Source organism: Psychrobacter sp. 1Y10 (assembly GCF_052259005.1).
Taxonomy (GTDB): Bacteria; Pseudomonadota; Gammaproteobacteria; order Pseudomonadales; family Moraxellaceae; genus Psychrobacter; species Psychrobacter saeujeotis.
In genome coordinates, this window is record NZ_JBQQES010000003.1 from 212386 (window position 1) to 231163 (window position 18778).

Sequence of the window (18778 nt, forward strand, 5' to 3'; positions counted from 1 at the left end):
ATCCATCAAAAAAGCCACTGTATAGTACAGTGGCTTTTTTATTCAGTAAATCTCGCCCATCTTTTAGCCATTCTTAATCGCTAAAACTAAAGCCATGATACTTTTATTGACTTTGTGCGCCGGCTATATTGGCTTCATTGATTTCAACTTTATATACTAAGCGCAGATAATCTAAATAATCTTGTAGCTGATCTTGACCTAGATTGTCGCGAATGATACGTGCGGTTTGGGCTTTTTCTATATCCGATAACTGTGATTGTTGTTCAGTTTCGATGCGATTGCCAACTATCACACTAGCGCCTATCTCAGTCTCGCTAGCTAACGCTACAACCCCATCTTTAGGCGCTTGCTGACTGAATGCTAAACTGCGTTCTTTATTGGTCAATAACGTTGTTTGACGATTCACTTGACCTAATGCTTGAAAGTTTACTGGTTGCTCATTAATATCAGCCACAGTCTTAATACCAGCAGCTAATTGTTTAGCGTCTTCAAGAGCCATAGCACTGGCTTTTTGTTGACGTAGCTTTTGCGTGATTATCGGTGTTGCTGCTGCAAGCGTAAGAGTCTGAGTAGGACGATAGTTACTTGGTTGTACCCACGCCGTACCATTACCGACCTCAATCCCGGCTGTTACTGCTTGATCTTGAATAGTAAACTCATCAAACGCCTGTTTAATAACAGCAGGTTGCGACAACACTGAGGTGTTATTTTCTTTACGATAATCTTTAATATTTTTCAATGCCACATTTTCTTGCTGCGCAATATCTTCGATACTAAAACCATCAGCTGCCAAGTCATTAATCGCCGTTACTTTATCAGCATAAATAGATTGACGTTTATATTCTTTTGCCTTGATTGTTAGCTCGTCACGCATGCTTTCTAGGCTTGGTATTTTGCTACCATTGTCTTCTGTTACCGTAAATATCTGATAACCAAAACTGGTTTTGATAGGTGGTGTAACATCACCAACACTCAAACCTTGTAATGCTGATTCAACAGTGGCAGCATCGTTGCCGAATACTGAGGCATTAAACAGTCCAATATTACCACCACTTGCTCCTGATGGATCGTCTGACTCTGACTTAGCCAATGTTACAAATGACTCACCTTTATCAAGACGGGCTTTAACATCGCTGGCGCGTGCCTTTGCATCATCACCAGTCAATAAGATTTGGCTAATCTTACGTTCGTCGACCACAGCAAGACCTTGCTTATAGCTTTCATATTGCTGTTGCAGCTCTTCTTCTGTCACTGTATCAACTTTGATCATCGCTGGGCTCAGCTGAATGTACGCCAAGTCAACCATCGCATCACTTTTTAGCGTTTCTTTATTGGCATCATAGTAGGCTTGAATATCGTTTTCGCTAAGCTTAACTTGCTGCTGATAGTCTTGCCAATCAAAGCGGTGCAGCCAAATATCACGCGATTCTAGCTGCAAATCAATCAATTGATTTACCGCTTGCATAGGGTAAATGGCAGTACCAACGATACTAGCATTGAGCTGGTCAAGACTTAGTTGATTGCGAAATTCAGCAAAAAGTTGGTTTTTATTCATGCCACGTTGACGTAAAAAGTTTGAAAACTGAGCATTAGAAAACTCACCATTTTCATCTTTAAAAGCTTCCTCTTGACGTAACAGACGATTAATCGTTTCATCTGATACTGTCATACCTAGCTTGCCAGCTTGCTGCTCAAGCAAAGTACGATCAATCAACCCTTTTAACACTTGCTCATGTAATACGTCTTCATTTAATAAGCTTGCATCATCAATTTGGTCTAAAATCTCAGAACGTCTATTGTTGACTGCGTTCTGATACTCTGATAAGCCTACACTTGCTTCACCTACTTGAGCAACTTGATTGGGGTCAACATTACCCTGAAAGTAGCTTTCAATGCCCAATAAAGCAAGTGGCGATAAGCATAGAATCAATAAAATGCGACCAGGCCAGCTTTTTAAAAAATCGCGCAATTTATCCATAGTTATTTCTACTTTTAACTCATATTGATGATGAACCATTGCAACACTGTCGATGACATGTAAAACAATGAAATGATAAATGGTATGTGTGTTATTTGAAACTGATAAAATCGTAATTCAATAAAGCAATATCGTTACGCGCGCCCTATGATACGTGAATTTTGGTCTATACTCAAAATATTCCAAGCTTGTACGGCACAAATTTTAGCAATAAAAAAAGCACCTTTGTTTAAAGGTGCTTTTCATTGCTTGCTTTGCTATTAAAGATTAAACAACAAATATAAAAAACAAGCCAATATTCGCCTAGTTTAAGCGCTCTTTTAAGTTTTTACCAGCTTTAAAGCTTGGTACTTTACTTGCTGGAATGCTTAGCTCTTCACCTGTCTTAGGATTGCGGCCAGTACGAGCTTTACGGTCTTTTACGCTAAATGTACCAAAACCGACCAATGAGATGCTTTCACCAGCTTCTAGAGCTTCGCCAACGCTTTCCATAACGGCGTTCAATGCATCACCAGCTTGAGTTTTGTTTAGACCACTTTTATCTGCGATGCTATCAATTAATTCTGACTTATTCATAAAATTTCCTTCAAGTTTAAGGGCTGAAATAAACGCTAACGTCCGGCATTGTATCGCTCTCACATGATATAAGCAATAAAAACCATTTTAGACGCTTTTGTTTGCAGGTTGCGCGTTATTAACGTCTTTATATCAAGGCAACAAAAGGAGCGCAAGCGATTTTACATTTTTTCGCTTGCGAAACTACGTATTTGACACTTAACGTTACGCAAATCTCCTGTAACTCTTTATTTGATGTATAAATTTGCTTTAAAAATACTACTTATAAAAGAATGGTTTAGTAGACTTCTAATGTAATTTTCGTACTCTACAATACAAACTTTACTAAAAAAGTGTCGCTTTTAATATAATTTAAATGGTTAACTCAACGTTAAAGGTAGAAATTCATCTTATACAATGATTCTTTATGACCACATAAGACTATTGATTGATAGCCAACAACGTTAGTATAGTTTTTAGCGGCTTGTATTATCATTCTATTAATGCTTATCAATTTACTGTTTGCTGTTAGTTCATAGCACAACAATTTATTAACTGACATAGAGATACATTACTTTTTATGATGAAAACGTTATGATAGCTGTCGCATAGTATGTTATAAAAAACCGAACTATAATCAATCCTATGTTTGCAAACATTCATTGTTACTTATATTTTATGTTTTCTTTTAACCTGCCCAATAAAATGGATTACTTACATGAAGCGTACTACATTGTCTCACTCTCTTCTTAATATCATTTTAGTGTTCATTGAGTCAGCATTGACCCTGTTGCTACGTCTAGATCCTGAGCTACGTAAAGCTGCCTACCCACTTGCTAAACAGGGCACTTTGGTTTGTCTGCGCCTCTATTTACCTCATGTAGAGGTTTTTGCAACTTTTAGCTACAAAGGTGTGTTACTCGACGCTCAACTACCTGTTGATCGTAGTGAGCCTGACGTCGTTATCAACGCTTATAGTATTCAAGTGTTGAATGCTCTTACCTCACACGACAGTGAAACAACTGAAAAATTACAAATGCGCGGTGAAGCCATTCAAGTGCAACTGGTTAAGCAGTTTATCACTCAGCTAGGGCTAGGCAGTTTGATCCAAGGTATCGTAAAAAAATTCAAAGGCGGCAGTACTAAGAAAAAGCCTAGTACAGAGGAGATGGAAGAAAAGAAGCATAATTATAAAATACGTATTGCAGAACAACAGACTCAAATAAATACGTTGACCATAAAAAATCGCGAGTTTGAAACAACAGTAAAAGAGCTACAAAGTAGACAAAAAACGCTTACCATTGTATCAGTTGTAGCGACTATCATCGCGATCGGTGCCATCATTGCTTTATTAATGAATTGATCTATTTAGCTTTGCTCTTGTTAAACAACGACACTTAATGACGCTACAGAGCTGTCGTTAAGTGTTCTACTCTTACTGTTCCCCTCTTTGTTATGTCTCTTTTTAAGTCTTAAGTTTACCGATTACTTTTATTAATAACCGTGATAGATAAGATTAACCATACTAAGACACTTTAATCTTGACTAAATTACTCAGGATTAAGTATAATAACTCTATCACAGCACATATCTGGTTAATCATTTGTTGTTTGATGGTGCTAGCATTTAATCTGTTTAGTATCGCCATGATGTAAGTAGTCTTACATTAATTTTATTAATCAATATGCTTAAGCTCGTTATTAAATTTGGCTTATAACTGATCAGCTTGGAGATATTTTATGCGTTTAACTACTCGAGGTAGGTACGCCGTTACCGCTTTATTAGATCTGGCTTTACAGACTAGTCAGCAAGACAGCGCTGTGTCCTTATCTGATATTGCAAAGCGACAGTCTATCTCTATCTCCTATCTTGAACAGCTGTTCTCCAAACTTCGTAAACGTGGCTTGGTTACTAGTATCCGCGGCGCGGCAGGTGGTTACCATTTGGCAAAACCTTTAGATGAAATAGACGTGATGACCATCATCTCTGCTGTTGATGAATCTGTTAACGCGATGCAGTGTGAAGGACGCGGTGATTGTCAAGGCGGTACAATGTGTTTGACCCATGATTTATGGTGTGCATTATCAAATCATATAGAACAGTACTTGAAAAATATAACATTAGCGCAATTATTAGATATGGAAAACGTGCAGTCAGTATCAGAACGTCAGCATACCTCTACTAAAGAGATTTCCTTAAAAGACATTAATACTATTACTTTATCGACCAGCGAGGCAAACCCAGCATGAGCCAACATAACACCCTTATATATTTAGATTATGCCGCTACTACGCCAGTTGCTAAACCAGTAGCTGCTAAGATGAGCGAGTATCTGACTGTAGATGGCATCTTTGGTAATCCAGCCTCGCGCTCACATGGCTATGGTTGGCAAGCAGAAGAAGCGGTAGAGACTGCTCGTGGGCAAATAGCTGAAGTAATCAATGCTGATCCGCGCGAAATCGTCTTTACTTCTGGTGCAACAGAATCTGATAACCTAGCAATCAAAGGTGCAGCACATTTTTATCAGTCTCGTGGTAAGCATATTATTACAAGTAAGATTGAGCATAAAGCAGTATTAGATACTTGCCGTGAGCTTGAGCAAGAAGGTTTTGAGATCACGTACCTTGAGCCGCAAGCAAGTACTGGTCTCATTTTGCCAGAGCAAGTTAAAGAAGCCCTTCGTGACGATACCATCTTAGTATCACTTATGATGGTAAATAATGAGCTTGGTACGATTACCGATGTTGCTGCTATTGGTGAGATTACGCGTGACGCAGGTGTTATTTTCCATGTTGATGGTGCTCAAGCTGTCGGCAAGGTAGTGATCAACCTTGAAGAGATGAAAATTGACTTGATGAGTTTTTCTGGTCACAAAGCATATGGTCCTAAAGGCATTGGCGCATTATTTGTTCGCCGTAAACCGCGCATTCGCCTAAAAGCAGAGCAGCATGGTGGTGGTCATGAGCGTGGTATGCGTTCAGGTACATTACCGACGCATCAAATTGTCGGTATTGGTGCAGCATTCGCTTTAGCTAATGAGCGTTATGAAGAGGATCATGCGCACGCAGCCAAACTACGTCAAAAGCTTTGGGATGGCCTACAAGATATCGAAGAGATTTACTTGAATGGCGATTTAGAACACAGTGTTCCTAACATCGTAAATATCAGCTTTAACTTTGTTGAAGGCGAATCACTGATGATGTCATTGAAAGACTTAGCGGTATCATCTGGTTCAGCCTGTACATCAGCGACGCTTGAGCCATCTTATGTGCTACGTGCAATTGGTCGTCCAGATGAGTTAGCTCACAGCTCGATTCGATTCAGTTTTGGTCGTTATACGACTGAAGAAGATATTGATACTGTGGTTAAGCAAATGCATGAAGCGGTTGATAAGCTGCGTGCCCTATCGCCACTTTGGGATATGTATCAAGAAGGTGTTGATTTAGATTCAGTTGAGTGGGCAGAACATTAATATTTGGTAAGATATATTTAATGAATTAGATAATAATATGGTTATAAAATATAGCCATTTAGTGAGAAATCAGACAATTATAAATAACGTTTTTATATGAAGTGTTTGACCCCAATTATCGATGAGTAGTTAAACCTTTCAATGTTAATAAATAACTACTCATCATCTAACTAGGAGAAAACCCCATGGCCTATAGTGACCAAGTTATTGATCATTACGAAAATCCACGCAACGTTGGCAATCTTGATAAAAATGCCAAAAACGTTGGAACTGGCATGGTCGGTGCCCCAGCTTGTGGTGATGTGATGCGTCTACAAATTCAAGTTGATGATAAAGGTATCATTGAAGACGCTCGCTTCAAAACTTATGGTTGCGGCTCAGCTATTGCGTCAAGCTCACTCGTTACTGAGTGGTTAAAAGGCAAAAGTTTAGATCAAGCTGGCGAAATTAAAAATATGGATATTGCTGAAGAATTGGCATTGCCACCAGTAAAAGTTCATTGTTCTGTGCTTGCAGAAGATGCTATTAAAGCTGCCATAACCGATTATAAAGGTAAGCATGGTACTGCCAAAGTAGCAGAAGAAGCGACAAGTTAAATCTGATAGCATACACAATGTATGCTGTTAGCACTGCTGTAGTAGTGTGAGTTGCATTACTAATAACGCTTAGAGGTGACAATGATGCTTATAGGTGCTTGTCACCTTTTATTTTTAAAAGTCATTAGATTGTGATGAGTTTATTGATATGACCATACATTTATAGTGGTTGTTATCAATGCATAAATTACCATATTGTATAAGTTACTATATTGTTAGTCGTCATCAAATTTAATAGTAAATAGGAGTTGGCATGATTGAGATGACAGAACGCGCCGCTCAGCATGTTCGAGATTTTTTGGATAATCGCGGCAAAGGTGAAGGTATTCGAGTTGGTATTCGTACAGCTGGTTGTTCAGGCCTAGCCTATGTTTTAGAGTTTGTAGATGTACCTGATGATAACGATACACGCTATGAAAGTCGCGGTGTCAGCATTTTTATTGATCCTAAAAGCTTGGTTTATTTAGACGGCTTATTGATGGATTATGAAAAGGAAGGCTTGAACGAAGGCTTTAAATTTACCAACCCCAATCAAAAAGGCGAATGTGGCTGCGGGGAATCCTTTACTGTTTAAAATGTACGATTACGATATTGAGCAAGTAGCAGCATCTTGATGTAAATGTTGCAAAGTTAGTATTGGCCATTAAGCCTCATATAAGTATGTATTTACAATATTCAGTTAAGCAAAGACCTGAAAAACAAACAGAACAGCAAGGCGCATAATATGACAGATGTCACTTTAGAAGCTCAGTTTGATAACTTTTTTGCTCTATTTGAGCATCCTGTACAGTTTGAAGTCGATCAAGATAGCCTTGATCAGCGTTTACGTTTACTACAAAAGCGTTATCATCCAGATAATCTTTCTGTTAATGGTAAAGAGAGCGTAACAGATACCGCGCAAGCAAAGCAACAATCTGAGCAGGCATCAGCCTTGATCAATCAAGCTTATCAAACCCTTAGTGCTCCTGATAGTCGTGCCAGCTATTTACTTGATATGGCTGACCAAGCACAGAATGTAGAACACTCTATTGCTGATTTGGATTTTTTAGAAGATGCGATGCAGATGCGTATTGATTTAGATGAAGCCATCGAAGATAAAGATCGTGCGACATTACAACAACTGCATCCGCAAATCATAGAGCGCTTAGCGCGTCAATCTAAACGTTTTGAAGAAGCTTATGAAAGTGAAGACTGGCAGACTGCCATTGATGCCACACAAAAGCTGAAGTTTTTGGTCAAATTAAATGCTGATGTGACGATCGGTCTTGATGAAGTAGCGAGCGCTGAACACTCAGATGATGATGACCTATATGTTTAAACTTGACGTATGAGTATTACACTCTATATGTATGGTCAAAATATTACTAACAATATTTTCTTATTTTAAGCGCTATTTTCTTCTATTGTAGAGTAAGACTTTAGCCGTTAAACTATCGTCGCCTGCATACTACATTTGCTTCATTTTACTTATCTATTTTATCTTTGAGTTATTTTATGTCTTTATTGCAAATTGCCGAACCCAATCAAAGCGCCCAACCTCACCAACATCGTTTTGGTTTAGGAATTGATCTTGGTACCACACGCTCACTGGTCGCTGTGGTACGTTCAGGCAAAGCGCAAGTCTTAGAGGCAGCTACAACGACTGATACTTTATTACCTTCTGTAGTTTATTATCCAAGTACAGGTAACCCCCTTGTCGGTTACGACGCTCTAGCGCACTTAGCAGATGATCCAAAAAATACGATTGTTTCAGCTAAACGTTTTATGGGCCGTAGCCAAGCTGATATCAAGTTCTCTCATCCTTATGAGCTGTCTGGTCACAAAGATGATATGCCAACGTTTGTCACCGCTCAAGGTGAGGTCTCTCCTGTTGAAGTATCAGCACGGATTTTAGCGGCTCTTGAACAGCGAGCTACGAGTGCCCTACCTATAGATAGTGTAGAAGGTGCTGTGATTACCGTGCCTGCCTATTTTGATGAAGCGCAGCGTCAGGCGACCAAAGATGCGGCACAAGCGGCTGGTATTAATGTACTGCGTTTATTGAATGAACCTACCGCTGCTGCAGTTGCATATGGTCTCGACAAACCCGCTGAAGACTCTGTTAATAGCGAGACTAAAGAAAACTACTACTTAATTTATGATCTTGGTGGTGGCACTTTTGATGTGTCTATTTTAAAGCTTAATGATGGTGTCTTTGAAGTATTAGCAACGGGTGGTAACAGTGCCCTAGGCGGTGATGATATTGATCGTTTGGTGACCAATTGGCTCATCAAACAAGCAAACGTCGATCCTAAAGACGTCAGCCCTCATGATAAATCAATACTTGCGCAGCAGGCTAAAGCCTACAAGCAAGCGCTAACTGATGCCAAACAAGTCGATATTGACATTATTGTCAATGAGCAGTCTTATCAAGGCGTACTGCGTCATGAAGACTTAGTCGCCATCGCTAACCCTGTTAGTCGCCGTACATTAAGCGTGTGTGAACAAGTACTGCGTGATGCAAAGCTATCTAGCACTGATTTAGATGAAGTAATTTTGGTGGGCGGCTCAACCCGTATGCCTGCTATCCAAGACGTTGTGGCTGAGTTTTTCAATAAGCAGCCACTTTGTCGCCTAAATCCAGATGAGGTCGTTGCCTTAGGTGCGGCTCAGACAGCGCATCAACTGGTTAGTGGTGATAGTGATGACCATTTACTATTATTAGATGTGACACCATTATCGCTTGGTCTTGAAACCATGGGCGGTTTGGTTGAAGTATTAATCCCACGTAATACCCCTATTCCTGTTAAAAAGCGTCAAGTGTTTACCACTTATCAAGACGGACAAACGGGCATGGTTGTTCACGTAGTACAAGGTGAGCGCGAAACAGTAGAGAACTGCCGTTCACTGGGACGTTTTGAGCTATATGGCATTCCGCCAATGAAAGCAGGTTTTGCCCGTATTGAAGTGACTTTTAGTATTGATGCTAATGGACAGTTGACAGTTAGTGCACAAGAAACCACAACAAAGACAGAGAGTCAGATTGAGATTGTGCCTTCTTATGGATTATCAGATGAGCAAAAAGAGCAGCTTTTGACTGCTGGATTTAAGCATGCAGAAGAAGATAAAAACGCTCGTTCTTTAATTGAGACTAAAGTAGAAGCTGAGCGCGAAGTGCTCGCGCTACAATCCGCCCTGAACGAGTTTGCTGCTTTATTAACATCGGAGGAGCAGCAGTCCCTTGCTAAGCATATTCAAGGGTTACAAACGGCCCTTGAAACTGACGACTTATCAGTTATCGAGAGAGAACAAGCTTCACTTAAACCGCACAGCGACGCTTTTGCTGCTCGTATTATGAATCAGAGTGTCAAAGCCAGCATGGCAGGTACAAGTGCTCAGGACTGGTAATAGCTACACTGATGACTATAAATCAATAAGTATAATTCATTTAATATAATATATTTATACGTTATAACATTTCATTTTTAGATTTTTAATCGATTAGTATTGGACAGACAATTTATGCCAAAGATTACTGTACTACCCCATCACGAGATTTGCCCTGAAGGTACTGAGGTCGAGCTTCAATCTGGTGATAACTTATGTAAAGCCTTGCTTGAAAAAGGCGTTAAGATTGAACATGCTTGTGAGATGTCAAAAGCATGTACGACCTGTCATGTCGTGGTTCGTAAAGGATTTAATAGCTTAGAAGAAATGGATGATATTGAAGCCGACTTGTTAGATCGTGCTTGGGGACTGGAACCTGATTCACGCCTGTCTTGTCAGGTGATGCTTGATGAAGAAGATTTAACCATAGAAATTCCCAAATATACGCTTAACCATGCTAAAGAAAATCATTAAAGAATAAGCATAAAGTTTTTCTACACTAAAAAGCCAGCTATTAAAATATAATAGCTGGCTTTTTGTTTGGATGAAAAGCTAGTAATCTTCGTTCATTGTGTTGATTAAAAAAACTGCCCCAGTTATCTTTTACTTATTGATTAAAGAATGCTCTTTTTCTTCCTTTTCAATACGTTCAAGTGCGAAGTTCAGTTTGCTTTTAATCTCTTTATAATCATAATTTTGCATGTCTTTAAAATTTAAATGTAGATTAAAGCCAGGTAGAGTATGATCCACCCACTTAGATAAGCGGCCTTTATTAGCGTCAGGGTCTAATACTTGCCAAGCATTGATACTACTATCAAAACCTTTTAACTGATAGGTGCCAGCATATTCGCATTCGTAATCGTGGCAGACATAATCATAAGTCCTTTGACTAATAAGAATATCTCCCTTTCCTGCTATCGATTCAAGACGAGATGCAAGATTTGCCTCTTTACCAATGATAGTATAGCTCATGCGACTATTACTGCCAAAGTTCCCTACATGACAGTAACCGGTGGTAATCCCAATGCGTACATACAGTCCTTCAAAGCCCATCAAACGCCATTCCTGACGTAAACTGCGCATTTCTCGGCGCATATCAATTGCCATGGCCACGCAGTCCAATGCATCTTGCCGCGTCCCTCGACTGTTGGGTTCACCAAAAAAACATATCATACCATCACCAACAAACTTGTCTAGCATCGCGCCGTGTTTGTTGGCAATAACTGTCATACATTTCATATAAGTATTTAAAATATCAGCTAGGTTATCAGAGCTTAGACTGTCAGACAGCTCAGTGAATCCAGCGATGTCTGAAAACATGATCGTAAGTTTCGCTCGTTTATTATTCACATCTACCACATTGTCTGACTTTACAATTGGTTGCCAGACCTGAGGAGGTATGAAACGGGACAATTTACTAATGACTGATACCAAAGTATTAAGTCGTCCCTTTGTCTTCTCTGCCGTGTTTTCGTAACTCAAATATTTATGATAAATCTCCCAAAACTGACAGCATATAGTAATAATACTAGCTAGTAATACAATGGGTGATATAAAGTCATCATTGCAAACCATCATATCGCTATTTAGCATGGTACTGACGTAATAAAACATGACAGTAATGACGATCGAAACAATAATCAGCTTAAGTCGATTTTCAGGCTCACTTAAGATGATTCGAATACCGATCAATAATGACAAACTCAGTGATAAGATGGTACAAAACTGCATACTTCCAATGACTGTTGACAATAGCATTACAACGATATTGGATGTCCAAAAGCTTGGTTGACGCCGGTAGTTGTAAATTAAAATCATTAGACTTGGTAGGCTTACAATTGTAAACAATACCATTGAAATAGAATTAAACTCAAAATGCATAGCGACCAGCACTACAGTAAGCAGTAGGACGAATATCTCTGGATAGTCAAACCGAGCATATTCTTGATTTTTCAATAAAGTCGATGATTTCAATCTACCTAAAAGAGGCATACTTGACAGTCGCTTAGATTAAGACAAGCTAAAAAAGCTTAGAAGAGTGAGTGTTAAATTTTATAATAAAATAGAGAGGAATACAGCTGGTTGATTGGCGGTAATGATCTATGTAGATGTTGTATAAGTTACTAGTAACGTACATTGCTAAAAATGAACAACAGTTAATCAATACTATTCATCCTAGATACCGTTTAACATTACTCAGTAGTGTCAGTAGTTGACGTTCTGGTTATAACGTAAGAAACAGTACAACGCAAAAAATATAAACGTAACCATTCGCCAAGTACTGTATCTAACATTGTATCTAACTGTTGATTAACAACTACATTTGCCAATCAAACGGCATTTGATGATGACCTCGCAATGCAATCATTAATGTTTGCTGCATTTGTGCCAATATATCTTTTGTATATGGTACTGCAGGTACGCCCCATACTGGATTTGGCCATTGCAGATCGTTTTGATAGCGTACTATATGATGAAAGTGTAGCTGTGGAACTTGGTTGCCGAGTGCTGCAACATTCATTTTGTCGGCTTGGAATGTCTTGGCAAGTTGGCTTGACAACCAGCTTGACTCACGTAAAAATTGTGCTTGGTCGGATTCAGACAATTCATACAATTCTTTGATACCTGATACACGTGGTATTAAAACCAGCCAAGGAAACTGGCAGTCATTAATCAAACGACATGTCGACAAGGGAAAATCCCCTACTAAAAAACTATCAGCAGCAAGCTTAGGATGTAGTTGGAACATAATAACGGCTTCTCTTGTTATAAAATATCAATAAAATCAGTTAACAGCTATCTATAATGGCGCTATTTTATCAGTTATCTGTAACGACGTGTTGAACATTCACACATACCTACTGCTGATCATACTCATCTATCAAAACTGTGTTCTATATCGAGGCGAGATGATAACAATATAACACCCTTGACTAAAGAAAACAGAACACGTTTTTAAGCTGTTTCGGCTACTGTATGTTCGCTAAAATAATGCAGTAGCTCTTGGATAGCAGTGACCCGCTGCTGCGGTGTCTCAAGTTTATCTGCGTCATTATAACGAATACCTGAAGCGCCGTTCATACGATAACGTTGACCATCAGATTGAATCAATTTAATGATTGCCAAAGCGTCAACTGGTGTATCGGGTGCAAATTCTAGCGTCACACTATGGCTATTGGCATCAATTTTATTAATTTTTAATGGCTCTGTTTGTAAACGGAGGTCATGAATGGCAAATAGCTGCTTGGTTTGATCTGGCAGCACGCCAAAACGGTCGATCATTTCAGTACGTATGTCGATCAAGGTTTCTTTACTATCCGCATTACTAATCCGTTTATAAAATAATAGGCGCTGGTGTACATCGTGCAGATACTCTTCTGGTATCAGTGCTGAGCTGTGTAAGTTTATTTCACTGGTTAACGATAACGGCGTGCTCAAATCTGGCTCTTTGCCTGCCTTGATGGCTTTGGTAGCCCGTTCGAGCATATCCATATACAGACTAAAACCAATTGCCTGCATATTACCGCTTTGCTGTTTACCCAGTATTTCACCAGCACCGCGAATCTCTAAATCTTCACTCGCCAGCATAAAGCCTGCACCCAATGTATTGGCGCGCTCAATCGCATGTAATCGGCGTTTGGCATCCCCTTTAAGACCCTTAAGCGATGGTACTAATAGATAGCAGTAGGCTTGATGATGACTGCGACCGACACGGCCACGCAACTGATGCAGCTGAGCCAGGCCAAATTTGTCAGCGCGCTCAATAATAATAGTATTGGCATTCGGTACATCGATACCAGTTTCAATAATAGTTGTACAAATTAACACATTGAATTTTTTATGGTAGTACTGCTGCATGATTTGTTCAAGCTGACGCTCCTGCATCTGTCCATGAGCGACCCCTACGCGCGCCTCTGGTACCAGCTCGCGAATAGTCTCTGCCATACGCTCAATACTTGCGACATCATTGTGCAATAAGTATACCTGTCCGCCGCGTAGCAACTCACGTAAAATAGCCTCTTTCATTAGAGCTTCTGTCTTTTGCATGACAAAAGTTTTAATAGCCAAACGACGTGCAGGCGGGGTTGCAATAATAGACATATCTCGCATACCAGATAACGCCATGTTAAGCGTTCTAGGTATCGGTGTCGCTGTCATCGACAAACTATCTACATCAGTCTGAATAGCCTTAATACGCTCTTTGTGACGTACACCAAAGCGATGTTCTTCATCGACGATCATCAACCCCAAGTTAGAAAACTTGACATCAGGCTGTAATAGCTTATGCGTACCTATCACAATATCAACTTTACCAGCAGCCAAATCTGCTAGCACCGTCTCCTGATGCTTTTTACCACCAAACCGTGATAAGGTCTCGATACGGACAGGCCAATCAGCAAAACGGTCGCGGAAGTTGTCTTCGTGCTGTCCTGCAAGCAAAGTAGTCGGTACTAATACGGCAACCTGATAACCAGCGCTGACGGCAATAAACGCAGCTCGCATGGCAACCTCTGTTTTACCAAAGCCCACATCACCACAAATAAGACGATCCATCGGCTGGTTTTGTCTCATATCTTCGATAACCGCGTGAATAGCGTTGGCTTGATCCGGGGTCTCTTCAAAAGCAAACTGGCTGGCAAACAGATCATATTGTGAGATATTTATTTTAAAATGAATACCCACTTTGGCTTCGCGCCTTGCTTGCATATTGAGCAGCTCTGCCGCCACATCATGAATTTGCTGCAATGCTTTTTGCTTGGCTTTGTCCCATTTTCCACTACCAATTTTGTGTAGAGGAGCAAGTGCTGGATCACCACCACTGTAACGACTGATCATTTGTAGACTGGCTACTGGTACATAAATACTGGCATCATCGGCGTATTTTAGATGGATAAATTCTTGCTCACCGTCACCCACATCTAAAATAATGAGGCCATTATAGCGACCAATACCATGCTCGATATGGACAATAGGACTGCCTTGTGTCATTTCAGTGACACTTTTGACCAAGAACTCTTCTGATACGCCACTTTGTCGACGGCGACGTGTTTGTAGTACTTGCCTACCGAATAGCTGAGTCTCACTAATCAGCACCAAACGTTCGGGGACAAAGACTCCGCGCTCAATCGGTGCAACTGTCAGACCAACATATGGTTTTTGGCTTGAATTGTTGTCACTGACCTTGTCTGCTGCTAAAAAATCTTTGAAGCTGTCATAGGTTTTTATATCAATTTTACCTTTGAACAGCTCAATGAGAATCTCTCGACGACCTGCAGTTTCAGCGACAATTAATACTGGTGTACCTGTTTCTACCTGCAGATGTAAAAAATCCAACAGTTCGGTTAAAGGTTCTGCCTTTTGGTGGTTTACTGTCAGTTGTGGCGGCATTTGCGCGCTTAATGTGACTAGGCCTTGTTGTTTGGTTTGCGATACAGTAGATGCGGATGCTTCTTGGCCATTAAGATCTGCTACATCTGTCATAGATGCAAGCTCTTCTCTTGCACTTAATATCACTCGTGGATACTGGTTTAAATGCTCATTCAGCGTATTGGATAATAAATACAATAGCTCTGGTGCTACGATAGGTTTATCAATATCATGACGACGCTCTTCATAGCGGCGCTGGATTTGCGACCAGTAATCCGCTTGGCGCTCATTGATTAGCTCATCTGTAATGAACAAAGCATCTTTAGGCAAATAATTGAATAAGCTGCTCTCTTGCTGCCAATCTTCTAGATCAAAAAACAACGGTTGATAATATTCAAGCCCACTACTCGCAATTCCTGCCATCACATCTTTATGTAACTCAGATTTACGGCTACTAGCATTTGGGAACATTGCAGCAAAATTCATGCGAAAAGTGTCTTTCCCATCTTCTAAAGGAAACTCTTTTGCAGGTAGTATTTGAAACTTCTTAATAGGTTTTGAGATATCGGGCAATTTATGCAACAACGATAGCGACTCTTGACCCATACTTTTATCATTACCGGAGACCATAGCCTTTAGATCATCATCGGTCAACGTACGCTGAGTCTGCGGGTGAAAAAAGCGAATTGTCTCAATTTCATCATCAAATAAATCTAGGCGCAGTGGAAATGGCTGACCCATCGCAAAAATATCAATAATACTACCGCGTACTGCAAACTCGCCTGGCTCAAATACATTGTCAACCGCACGGTAGCCCGCTTTCGCTAGTAGCTCACGTTGAGTATGGATATCAAATTGATCACCAACACCTAAATCAAAGTGTTGTCCAATCAGCCAGCTAGGCGGTGCAACGCGATGCATCAAAGCTTGTACAGATATGAGTAGCACACCTGACGTTGGCATATCTGTCAATAAGTTGATTCGTTCACTAACGATATCTTGGTGCGGGGACAGCTCATCATACGTTAGCGTCTCCCAGTCAGGAAAGACATAAGCATCAACGCCGCAAAATGCCAGTTCAGTCTCTATCTGGTTGAGCTGGTTTTGATCTCGAGCTACGACCACTTTCAAACGTTCTGACACTTCCCATATAGTCGTTTTGACCAAACTTGCTAACCATAGACTGCCTACTGCACCATGTACGGGTGCAAGCCAGCGTCTTTGCAAGTTTTGGATAGGAAATAGCTGTTCATTAATGGGAGCAAAAGCGTCAGTTAGGGCAGTGATAGACATAGCAGGTAGGATCTATTTAAGAATCTGGCAGTTATTATACGAATATTTTCGCAATTGACCAAAACTAATTTACACTTTAACAGGCTGCTACGATTTGACAAAACTAAACGGTTTGTTAACATGGCACGCTTTTGGCTATTCTTGTTTTAAGCTAACTTTCCATTGTTAGCATTTAATTATTTCTATATAAACTTTTGCATAGTATTTTGAATAAATATCTCCTATACATGCCTTTTATTGAGTCTCGATTATTCAGTAGCTTGCACTCTCTGTAAAGCGCCAACAGCATTTTTACATTACCTAAAATCTAAAGCTTGTAGCTGCCAAAAACTGTTTATTAGTCATAAATAGTCGATACTTTGACGGTGTCCAGCTCAGCTAACTCATCAGGAGATTCGTCACCTATGAACGAGCAAAAACAGATTCCAAAGCCCCTTCTCGATAAATTTCGTCGCAGGCTTTATACCACTGAACATACAGTTGGTGAAAATAACACTGAAATATTGGGTTTAGATTTACACAGACCTGTATTCTTCTTTACCGCTATTGCCGTTGTTGGCTTTGTATTATTTGCTTTATTACTACCGAATATAGCCAATTCTTGGCTTAATGGTACTAAAGATTGGGTGGTCAATGGTTTTGACTGGCTCTTTGTCAGCACAGCTAATATTATGGTGATATTTAGTCTGATATTGGTTGTGTCTCCCTATGGCAGCATCCGAATTGGCGGTATAAATGCCAAACCTGAGTTCAATCGGCGCTCGTGGCTCTCCATGTTGTTCGCAGCTGGCATGGGCATCGGCCTTATGTTTTGGAGTGTGGCTGAGCCATTGGCTTATGCAAGCGGTTGGGCAGGTACACCACTTGGTGTCGCAGCAGGCAGCCCTGAAGCTTACCATGCTGCTATGGGTGCGACCATGTACCACTGGGGTTTGCACCCTTGGGGTATCTATGCAGTAGTTGGTTTGTCATTGGCCCTATTTGCTTACAATTTTCGCTTCCCATTGACCATGCGCTCCGTATTTTATCCTATTTTTAAAGAAAAGACATGGGGGCTGCCTGGTCATATTATTGATATATTGGCCGTACTAGCGACGATATTTGGTCTAGCGACTTCGCTGGGTTTGGGTGCTCAACAAGCGGCCAGCGGACTTAATTATTTGTTTGGTTGGGACTTTGCAGGTAATTCGCTTGAGATTACCATTATAGTTGTAGTGACTGCTCTTGCTACAATATCTGTAGCACGTGGCCTTGATGGCGGGGTTAAGCTATTGAGTAACGTCAATATGTTAGTCGCTTTATCTTTGTTGCTGTTTGTGTTTTTCGTTGGCAACTCAATCGGATTGCTGAGTAAAATCGGTGCCACTGCTGTTGATTATGCAACTTATATTATCCCGTTATCGAATCCTATAGGCCGCGGTGACGACGAATTCTTTCATGGCTGGACAGTGTTTTATTGGGCATGGTGGATCAGCTGGTCACCTTTTGTAGGTATGTTTATTGCTCGTATTTCAAAAGGCCGTACAGTACGTGAGTTTATTACCTCAGTAATGTTGGCCCCTACGCTTGTAACCATCGTCTGGATGACGGTATTTGGACAGTCAGGATTGAGCCAATATGATAATCAAGTCGGTGAGCTGGCAGGAGGGGTCAGTGATGCTTCCTTAACCTTATTTCAGATGCTGGCAAATCTTCCTCTAGGGACCATTACCTCTTTAATTGCTATTATTCTAGTAATGGTGTTTTTTGTGACTTCATCAGACTCAGGCTCTTTAGTGGTTGATACGATTACGGCAGGTGGTAAGCTTGAAGCTTCAATATATCAGCGTATATTTTGGGCTGTTGCTCAAGGACTTATCGCTATTGCTCTTCTCTATGGCGGCGGTGCGCAAGCCCTAAAAACCATTCAAGCAGGCTCAGTAAGTACGGGCTTGCCTTTTACCTCGGTGTTGATCGTTATGTGTATTAGCTTATGGCTTGGTCTACGCAGGATTTATAAAGCACGCGAACAACTACTCTCAGAGCTTGAAAAATACTAATGAATCATTTACTTTCAACCAAAAAACCCAGTTCCGTAATTTGAACTGGGTTTTTTAATTATCATATAATTACTTATAATATATAATTATTTATAATTACAATCGATTTATA

At 40.3% G+C, this 18778-nt stretch carries 14 protein-coding genes; 9 read left to right on the forward strand and 5 right to left on the reverse strand.

Features of this window, described 5'->3' with window-relative positions; all coding sequences use genetic code 11:
* Positions 1–103 precede the first annotated feature (103 nt).
* Together ACTXGH_RS06605 and ACTXGH_RS06610 are read right to left on the reverse strand one after the other, a co-directional pair.
* Positions 104–1978: a SurA N-terminal domain-containing protein gene (locus ACTXGH_RS06605; RefSeq protein WP_439296032.1), complete on the reverse strand. Its 1875-nt coding sequence runs from the start codon at positions 1976–1978 to the stop codon at positions 104–106.
* Positions 1979–2281: 303 nt separating this feature from the next.
* A complete protein-coding gene (locus ACTXGH_RS06610) occupies positions 2282–2554 on the reverse strand; it encodes an HU family DNA-binding protein (RefSeq protein ID WP_025653024.1) in 273 nt (90 codons plus the stop codon).
* Positions 2555–3251: 697 nt separating this feature from the next.
* Here ACTXGH_RS06610 and ACTXGH_RS06615 point away from each other — a divergent pair.
* The 8 genes from ACTXGH_RS06615 (at position 3252) to fdx (ending at position 10441) form a co-directional block, all read left to right on the forward strand.
* Positions 3252–3896, forward strand: coding sequence for a hypothetical protein (locus ACTXGH_RS06615; RefSeq protein WP_345832152.1), 645 nt, complete (start codon positions 3252–3254; stop codon positions 3894–3896).
* Positions 3897–4272: 376 nt separating this feature from the next.
* Complete coding sequence (locus ACTXGH_RS06620) at positions 4273–4782, forward strand: Rrf2 family transcriptional regulator (protein WP_299189044.1); 510 nt, start codon at positions 4273–4275, stop codon at positions 4780–4782.
* Positions 4779–6005 carry an IscS subfamily cysteine desulfurase gene (locus tag ACTXGH_RS06625; RefSeq protein WP_439260684.1) on the forward strand — a complete coding sequence of 409 codons (1227 nt, stop codon included), beginning with the start codon at positions 4779–4781 and terminating at the stop codon, positions 6003–6005. Before ACTXGH_RS06620 ends, ACTXGH_RS06625 begins: the two co-directional genes overlap by 4 nt.
* Before the next feature lie 185 nt (positions 6006–6190).
* Positions 6191–6601, forward strand: a complete 411-nt coding sequence (gene iscU / locus ACTXGH_RS06630) for a Fe-S cluster assembly scaffold IscU (protein ID WP_439296033.1) — start codon at positions 6191–6193, stop codon at positions 6599–6601.
* Between the two features lie 253 nt (positions 6602–6854).
* Positions 6855–7175 (forward strand): iron-sulfur cluster assembly protein IscA, encoded by a 321-nt coding sequence (iscA, locus tag ACTXGH_RS06635; RefSeq protein ID WP_299216268.1) that lies wholly within the window; start codon positions 6855–6857, stop codon positions 7173–7175.
* Positions 7176–7325: 150 nt separating this feature from the next.
* Positions 7326–7919 (forward strand): Fe-S protein assembly co-chaperone HscB, encoded by a 594-nt coding sequence (gene hscB / locus ACTXGH_RS06640; protein ID WP_439296034.1) that lies wholly within the window; start codon positions 7326–7328, stop codon positions 7917–7919.
* Positions 7920–8095: 176 nt separating this feature from the next.
* A complete protein-coding gene (gene hscA / locus ACTXGH_RS06645) occupies positions 8096–9988 on the forward strand; it encodes a Fe-S protein assembly chaperone HscA (RefSeq protein ID WP_439296035.1) in 1893 nt (630 codons plus the stop codon).
* 114 nt (positions 9989–10102) lie between these two features.
* Positions 10103–10441, forward strand: coding sequence for an ISC system 2Fe-2S type ferredoxin (gene fdx / locus ACTXGH_RS06650; RefSeq protein WP_439260680.1), 339 nt, complete (start codon positions 10103–10105; stop codon positions 10439–10441).
* A 129-nt stretch (positions 10442–10570) separates the two neighbouring features.
* Here the strand turns inward: fdx and ACTXGH_RS06655 are convergent, their stop codons facing one another.
* The 3 genes from ACTXGH_RS06655 to mfd all read right to left on the reverse strand — a co-directional run bounded on the left by ACTXGH_RS06655 (position 10571) and on the right by mfd (position 16627).
* Positions 10571–11923, reverse strand: coding sequence for an adenylate/guanylate cyclase domain-containing protein (locus ACTXGH_RS06655; protein WP_439296036.1), 1353 nt, complete (start codon positions 11921–11923; stop codon positions 10571–10573).
* A 361-nt stretch (positions 11924–12284) separates the two neighbouring features.
* Positions 12285–12716, reverse strand: a complete 432-nt coding sequence (locus ACTXGH_RS06660) for an HIT domain-containing protein (RefSeq protein ID WP_439260678.1) — start codon at positions 12714–12716, stop codon at positions 12285–12287.
* 206 nt (positions 12717–12922) lie between these two features.
* Positions 12923–16627, reverse strand: coding sequence for a transcription-repair coupling factor (gene mfd / locus ACTXGH_RS06665; protein WP_439296037.1), 3705 nt, complete (start codon positions 16625–16627; stop codon positions 12923–12925).
* A gap of 404 nt (positions 16628–17031) precedes the next feature.
* On the opposite strand from mfd, the gene ACTXGH_RS06670 reads away from it, so the two are divergent.
* Positions 17032–18666: a BCCT family transporter gene (locus tag ACTXGH_RS06670; RefSeq protein ID WP_299216288.1), complete on the forward strand. Its 1635-nt coding sequence runs from the start codon at positions 17032–17034 to the stop codon at positions 18664–18666.
* The last annotated feature ends 112 nt before the right edge of the window (positions 18667–18778 follow it).

Coding starts and splice junctions, on each gene's coding strand:
- ACTXGH_RS06605 (WP_439296032.1), bottom strand. CDS start 1,978: ATGGATAAATTGCGCGATTTTTTAAAAAGCTGGCCTGGTCGCATTTTA.
- ACTXGH_RS06610 (WP_025653024.1), bottom strand. CDS start 2,554: ATGAATAAGTCAGAATTAATTGATAGCATCGCAGATAAAAGTGGTCTA.
- ACTXGH_RS06615 (WP_345832152.1), top strand. CDS start 3,252: ATGAAGCGTACTACATTGTCTCACTCTCTTCTTAATATCATTTTAGTG.
- ACTXGH_RS06620 (WP_299189044.1), top strand. CDS start 4,273: ATGCGTTTAACTACTCGAGGTAGGTACGCCGTTACCGCTTTATTAGAT.
- ACTXGH_RS06625 (WP_439260684.1), top strand. CDS start 4,779: ATGAGCCAACATAACACCCTTATATATTTAGATTATGCCGCTACTACG.
- iscU (WP_439296033.1), top strand. CDS start 6,191: ATGGCCTATAGTGACCAAGTTATTGATCATTACGAAAATCCACGCAAC.
- iscA (WP_299216268.1), top strand. CDS start 6,855: ATGATTGAGATGACAGAACGCGCCGCTCAGCATGTTCGAGATTTTTTG.
- hscB (WP_439296034.1), top strand. CDS start 7,326: ATGACAGATGTCACTTTAGAAGCTCAGTTTGATAACTTTTTTGCTCTA.
- hscA (WP_439296035.1), top strand. CDS start 8,096: ATGTCTTTATTGCAAATTGCCGAACCCAATCAAAGCGCCCAACCTCAC.
- fdx (WP_439260680.1), top strand. CDS start 10,103: ATGCCAAAGATTACTGTACTACCCCATCACGAGATTTGCCCTGAAGGT.
- ACTXGH_RS06660 (WP_439260678.1), bottom strand. CDS start 12,716: ATGTTCCAACTACATCCTAAGCTTGCTGCTGATAGTTTTTTAGTAGGG.
- mfd (WP_439296037.1), bottom strand. CDS start 16,627: ATGTCTATCACTGCCCTAACTGACGCTTTTGCTCCCATTAATGAACAG.
- ACTXGH_RS06670 (WP_299216288.1), top strand. CDS start 17,032: ATGAACGAGCAAAAACAGATTCCAAAGCCCCTTCTCGATAAATTTCGT.